Origin of the sequence: Mesobacillus boroniphilus JCM 21738 (assembly GCF_000517385.1) — a bacterium.
Classification (GTDB): domain Bacteria; phylum Bacillota; class Bacilli; order Bacillales; family Cytobacillaceae; genus Mesobacillus; species Mesobacillus boroniphilus.
On sequence record NZ_BAUW01000145.1, the window covers coordinates 1 to 5,588 of the forward strand.

Annotated in this window: 7 protein-coding genes and 1 pseudogene; 6 read left to right on the forward strand and 2 right to left on the reverse strand. The window is 39.4% G+C overall.

Annotated elements, in window-relative coordinates; all coding sequences use genetic code 11:
• Positions 1 to 87: 87 nt before the first annotated feature.
• Both JCM21738_RS20710 and JCM21738_RS20715 read right to left on the reverse strand, forming a co-directional pair.
• Positions 88 to 651 carry an FAD-dependent oxidoreductase gene (locus tag JCM21738_RS20710; RefSeq protein WP_023626505.1) on the reverse strand — a complete coding sequence of 188 codons (564 nt, stop codon included), beginning with the start codon at positions 649 to 651 and terminating at the stop codon, positions 88 to 90.
• A gap of 238 nt (positions 652 to 889) precedes the next feature.
• Positions 890 to 1,321, reverse strand: coding sequence for a DUF2935 domain-containing protein (locus tag JCM21738_RS20715; RefSeq protein ID WP_023626504.1), 432 nt, complete (start codon positions 1,319 to 1,321; stop codon positions 890 to 892).
• 134 nt (positions 1,322 to 1,455) lie between these two features.
• Between JCM21738_RS20715 and JCM21738_RS20720 the strand changes: the two genes are divergently transcribed.
• The 6 genes and pseudogenes from JCM21738_RS20720 (at position 1,456) to JCM21738_RS23630 (ending at position 5,140) form a co-directional block, all read left to right on the forward strand.
• Positions 1,456 to 1,950 carry a YwaF family protein gene (locus JCM21738_RS20720; RefSeq protein WP_023626503.1) on the forward strand — a complete coding sequence of 165 codons (495 nt, stop codon included), beginning with the start codon at positions 1,456 to 1,458 and terminating at the stop codon, positions 1,948 to 1,950.
• A 168-nt stretch (positions 1,951 to 2,118) separates the two neighbouring features.
• Positions 2,119 to 2,583 (forward strand): transposase, encoded by a 465-nt coding sequence (locus tag JCM21738_RS26360; RefSeq protein WP_243463114.1) that lies wholly within the window; start codon positions 2,119 to 2,121, stop codon positions 2,581 to 2,583.
• 73 nt (positions 2,584 to 2,656) lie between these two features.
• Complete coding sequence (locus tag JCM21738_RS20725; RefSeq protein WP_243463115.1) at positions 2,657 to 3,664, forward strand: Mu transposase domain-containing protein; 1,008 nt, start codon at positions 2,657 to 2,659, stop codon at positions 3,662 to 3,664.
• Positions 3,661 to 4,415 (forward strand): annotated as a pseudogene (locus JCM21738_RS20730) (ATP-binding protein). Before JCM21738_RS20725 ends, JCM21738_RS20730 begins: the two are co-directional and overlap by 4 nt.
• Positions 4,416 to 4,419: 4 nt before the next feature.
• Positions 4,420 to 4,602: a hypothetical protein gene (locus tag JCM21738_RS20735; protein ID WP_243463116.1), complete on the forward strand. Its 183-nt coding sequence runs from the start codon at positions 4,420 to 4,422 to the stop codon at positions 4,600 to 4,602.
• A gap of 139 nt (positions 4,603 to 4,741) precedes the next feature.
• Positions 4,742 to 5,140 (forward strand): TMEM164 family acyltransferase, encoded by a 399-nt coding sequence (locus tag JCM21738_RS23630; protein ID WP_243463117.1) that lies wholly within the window; start codon positions 4,742 to 4,744, stop codon positions 5,138 to 5,140.
• Positions 5,141 to 5,588 lie beyond the last annotated feature (448 nt).

The window sequence follows — 5,588 nt, forward strand, 5'->3', positions numbered from 1 at the left end:
AGACACTAATCTAAGTAAAAAGTTTTATGCTTTCTTATAAAATTAAAATAAGCGAAGGCTTGCAGATCGTTGCAAGGCTATTTACAATTAAGCTTTTAAAACATCATGATCGACATAACGCTCACCGTTCAGTTCACTGATGACGTTGATGGCAACCTTTGCACCGTCTCCAGCTGTGATGATTGTATGCATGCTTACGCCTGCGCATGTGCCTGCAGCCCAAACGCCTTCAACATTTGTTTTACCAGCAGCATCGACATCGAAAATCGTCTTGATTCTTGGCTCTGTGCCATCTTTTGTTGCAAGACCTGATGCTTCAGCTACATCAGTCATCATGCCTGACGCGATGATGACATGCTTTGCTTCATACTCGCCATTTTCAGTTACAACTTTAACGCCGCTGTCAGTTTTACTGACAGAAGTCACTGTTGTTTCAACGAATTCTGCACCGTGTTTTTTCGCTTGATTGATGCCAGTTTCAACTAAGTCAGGACCTGCGATTTCAGGAGCTCCGTAGTGGTTCTCCATCCAGGCACGCTTCGTTACGCTTTTATTGTTATCCAGCACGATTGTTTTTTTGCCAGCCTTTGCTGTGAAAATCGCTGCGCTTCCGCCTGCGGGGCCTGCTCCAATGATTGCTACATCATACATAGGAAAATTCCTCCTTTTCTTTATTTCAATATAATCATAACAGATTTCTTTCTATAAGCGAATATTTTAAAACTAGGAGTTTTATCACAAAATAACTCAATCAAAAGGATGAGCTATTCTAACTTAATTCGCGGGTCCACCACACCATAAAGGATATCGGCGATCATATTTTCATATACTAAATTATTAATAATAAAAATAGCCAGCCAGTTTGCTGGCAGGCCTATATTACTTTCTATTAAGGTGTCTGCTGATATAGCAGCGCTTGGGAAATCCCGACAAAATATTCTGATTCCCGGATGATATGGTTCAGTACCACTTTAGCGGTTGGGTTATTTTTCACAGCTTCGCTTTCAGTTTTAATTTGCTCGCACAATTTGATGAAATCAAGACTTTGCTCCAAATAATATGATGTCAGCTTCAATACATGCTGGCGCAGCTGGGCAGGGATGTAGTCGCCGGTTCTCGTCACCGTCTCGATGAATCTTAAAACTTGATGTCGCGTCTCCCCCAATACCTTTTCCCATTCCTTCAATGCATCTACATATTTCTGTTCCAGATCAGGTGTCAACTCCCTGATCACGACGGTATGCTCCTCCTCCTGATACTTCCAAAACTCAGCTTCATCCAATATCCGCAAGGGCATCTGCTGGCCGTAATAAAACTGCATGTTCTCACCCTCCTCAAAACACTGTAATCGTATGAAATATATGTTTTTCTAACCATATATATGCCAGCTGAGAATATGTTAAAGTAAGAGTGTAATTTGGTAAAATTAAACTTACTTGCGATTGGAGGAGGCTTATGAGGGAACTTTTTGAGCCAGGTACAGAAAATGTCTTCCAGCTATTTTCCAGCGTTCACCTGTATACACTTGGAGCTTTCCTGCTTATGGTCATCCTGCTCTTCTCGTTTCGTAAAACGCTGAGGGATACTCGTTTCAATCTTATTGCACGGGTTGGATTATTTCTCGTGCTGATCATATCTGAAATCAGCCTGCAGGCATGGTTGTGGTGGAGCGGCCATTGGAGCTACCAATACTCTCTGCCCCTTCATCTGAGCAGCATCTCACTTATCCTTTCCGCCCTGTTACTTTTAACAAAAAAATATGCATTATTTGAATTCACCTATTTTGTCGGAGTCGGCAGCGCGCTCCAGGCAATGATTACGCCGGACATCAGCTTGTATACCTTTCCTCACTACCGCTATGTCCATTTCTTCATTTCACATGGCGGAACAGTGATTGCCAACCTGTTCATGGTGTTTGTCGCTGGATACAGGCCGACCGGAAAATCATGAATATTGCATCCTAAATAAGCCACTTGTGCGGAACTTTGAGCCACTCAATGCGGACAATTGAGCCACCGAGTGCGGAACTTTTAAGCCACTTACATCAGTCATTTAAAACCTTCTGTATAATCAAGAGGCATGCGACGTCGCATGACACTTTAAAGCAGGAGGTTTTTTATGATTGATTATCGTAAGATTTTATTACTTTCTTTTGATGGCGTTAGTCAACGAACGATTAATTCCAGCACTGGACACGCTCGGAATACGGTTTCAGAAGTCATCCAACGAGCGACTAACCTAGGTATTACGGAATTGAACGACACTATGACAAATGTTTGGTTAGAAGAATTTCTCTATCCAGAGAAACAAGCGATTGAAAAAGGCTACTATCCAGTTGATTGGGAGAAGGTTCATAAGGAACTACAAAAAAAGAATGTCACACTGAAATTACTGCATCATGAGTACGCAATTTCAGCGAAAGAGGTTCGGAAAATCCCTTATGCCTATCGAACATTCGCAGAGAAATACGGGCAATATGCTCAAAAGTTTAAGCTAACCATGCCCTTAAGACGAAAGCCTGGAGAGATTATGGAGGTAGATTGCTGGTACAACACTTTCTATTCAAGATCGTACAACAGGTGAAAACATTCCAGCCTATGTATTTATAGCTGCTTTACCGTATAGTCAAATGATGTATGTAGAGGCATTTTTAGATATGAAATCAGCAAACTGGTTAAAAGCGCATATCCATGCTTTTGATTATTTTGGAGGTGTTACCGAAACACTGGTCCCCGATAATTTAAAAACAGGTGTTATTAAAGCGCAACGTGAAGAATCTATTTTAAATGAGGCATACCGAGAATTAGCAGATCATTACCGCACAGTCATTGTCCCGAGTCGTGTACGAAAGCCAAAAGATAAGCCAACTGCCGAAGGAAGTGTTGGTTATGCCTCACGGCAAATTATCGCTGCCTTACGAAATGCGCAGTGCTTTCATATCACAGAATTGAATCAATATATCTTTGAAAAGCTAGAGGAAATCAATACAACAGATTTTCAAAAAAGACCGGGATCACGCAAAAAAGTGTTTGAGGAAGAAGAGAAAAGCACCCTTCAACAACTTCCTCAAACACGCTTCAAAATGATGGAATGGAAAACCGCCAAGGTTCAACTAAACTACCACATCCAAGTTGAACGCATGTATTATTCCGTTCCTTACGAATATGTCCGTGAATCGGTCGATATTCGTTTAACAACAGATCTAATTGAAGTGTACTTTAAAGAAGCACGAATTGCATCCCACAAACGATTAAAAGGCGAAATCGGACAATTTTCTACAAAAGTAGATCATATGCCTGATCATCATCGCTCTTATTTAGAGCATAATCCTGAAAACAATGTGAAATGGGCAGCTGCAATGGGTCCATCTACAGAGAAATATGTAGCGTACATTTTAGAAAATAATGTAGAGAAAAAGGCACTCAATATTTTAAGCACTCTACAAAACATTGCGAGAAAGTTCACAACAGAAGAGTTAGAACAAGCCATTACTACCTTACTTGAAATCTCAACAACCCCTTCCAATACTGTATTAAAAGGCATATTAGAAAGAAAAAAGAAGTCGCTAAAAACACAAGAATCAGCAGCGAAAACACAGCCAGCTTCAACAGAAAGTCATGGATTCACGCGTGGAGCTTCGTACTTTGGGAGGGATAAAAAATGAGCAAACAAGAAACATTACGTAAGCTTTCAGAAATGGGCTTAAGTGCAATGGCTGATCTATATCAAGAAATCAGTCAAAATAAAGACTATCGTGAAATGGATTTCGATGAGTTATTCAGCCTTTTAACAGATACAGAGTATGACCGACGTAAATCAAATAAACTCGCTCGTTTAATAAAACAAGCAACACTAAACGAGCCAACGGCTGCCATTGAAGATATTGAATATCATCCAGATCGTCATTTAGACAAAAAGGTCATCCTAGAATTAGCGACAGGCAACTACATTCAAAATCATCACAACATCATCTTAATGGGCGCTTCAGGTAATGGAAAAACGTATATTGCAAATGCATTTGGTATACATGCTTGCCGGCAATTTTACAAAGTAAAATACATTCGGCTACCAGAATTATTAGATGAACTCGCCGTAGCAAAATATGAAGCAGATGGCAGCTACCGAAAAATCATTCAAAATTATAAGAAAATCGATTTATTAATTCTCGACGAATGGCTTCTGACAGACCTTTCAGAAGAAAACGTATTAAGTGTTTTAGAAATCGTCGAAGCCCGCTTAAAACGAGCATCCACGATTTTCTGTTCTCAATTTGCGCCTGAAGGCTGGCATGCCAAACTGGGACAAGCTCAAATAGCCGATGCATTTTAGACCGCATTGTCCATGATTCTTATCATATTTTAATTGATGGACAAGTATCCATGCGTGAGCGTCATGGTCTAAAAATTGGAGGATAAGTTATTGGTCATCTTAACGAGAAAAAAGCTAGCTAAGCTAGAAGATTCATATTATTGGAGAGGAAATAGATCATGGACCCCATTTCCAAAGGAACTAAAGAAAAAGCTACTCGAAATGTATGGAGAAGAGCCTCTCCACACACATGGACTGAACAAGACATCCATGAGGGAGCTAGAAAAATCATAAAAGCGTACTTCGAAGGTTAACTGAATCGCTTATCAAACGGCAGTTCAAAAGCTGCCAGTTAGTTCAACTTAATTAGAAAAGGAAAACAATCGCCAGAGTAAATGATTGTTTTCCTTTCTTATTTTTCTAATTGGCTCAATTGTCCGCAACAGGTGGCTCAAATATCCGCACTCGGTGGTATAAAGTTCCGCACTGCTGGCTCAAACGCTCCGCAATACTCAAATCAATTTGGAAAGCATTTTTCTGGCTCAATGTCTATACAACTATCGTATTCATCGTCAACTTCCTGATTGAAGGAAACTATATGTACATCTCCGAAAAACCCGTCAATCCATCGCTGATTGATTATCTTGGGCCATGGCCGTGGTATATTCTCTCGCTGGAAGCCATTGCGCTTGGTACTTTCTTTATTTTGTATTTGCCGTTTTGGCTGATGAATTTCGGGAAAAATAAAAAGCATAAGTCCGCCATTTGGCAAACTTATGCTTTAGGTCACAACAAAAATTGTGACTTAACCCATATTATTGCTAATGATTAACCCATAATGTTGCCAGCCCTTGTAACACCTATGTTCTCATTACTTTTTATGTGACAAAATATCAATTATTAACAAGTAATGAGGATTCTTTTAAAGAAAAAAACTAAAATAAAGAACTTTAGGCAACGTTATGGGTTTATTTTAAACTCTCGGCAAGGATATGGGTTATCCAGAAAAAACCGGAATTTTACCCCTTTTTAAGTTATTCGTAAAACAGTACAGGTTTGTTTTGCTGTTAATGCAATATAGGAACGCTTGTAGATGTCTTGGCATTCTTATCACTATTACATTAATATATAGGCTTAATTGTGAGGTAGCTAGATCAACAGACCGGAATATCTTCTTCTCTTTTTTTCTATTTATTTAGAAAAGATGGGAAATAAAGTATAACGAAGTCAAAAGAAAAGAGGATGTTAATCCTCTAACATATCGTCATTATATACTGTCC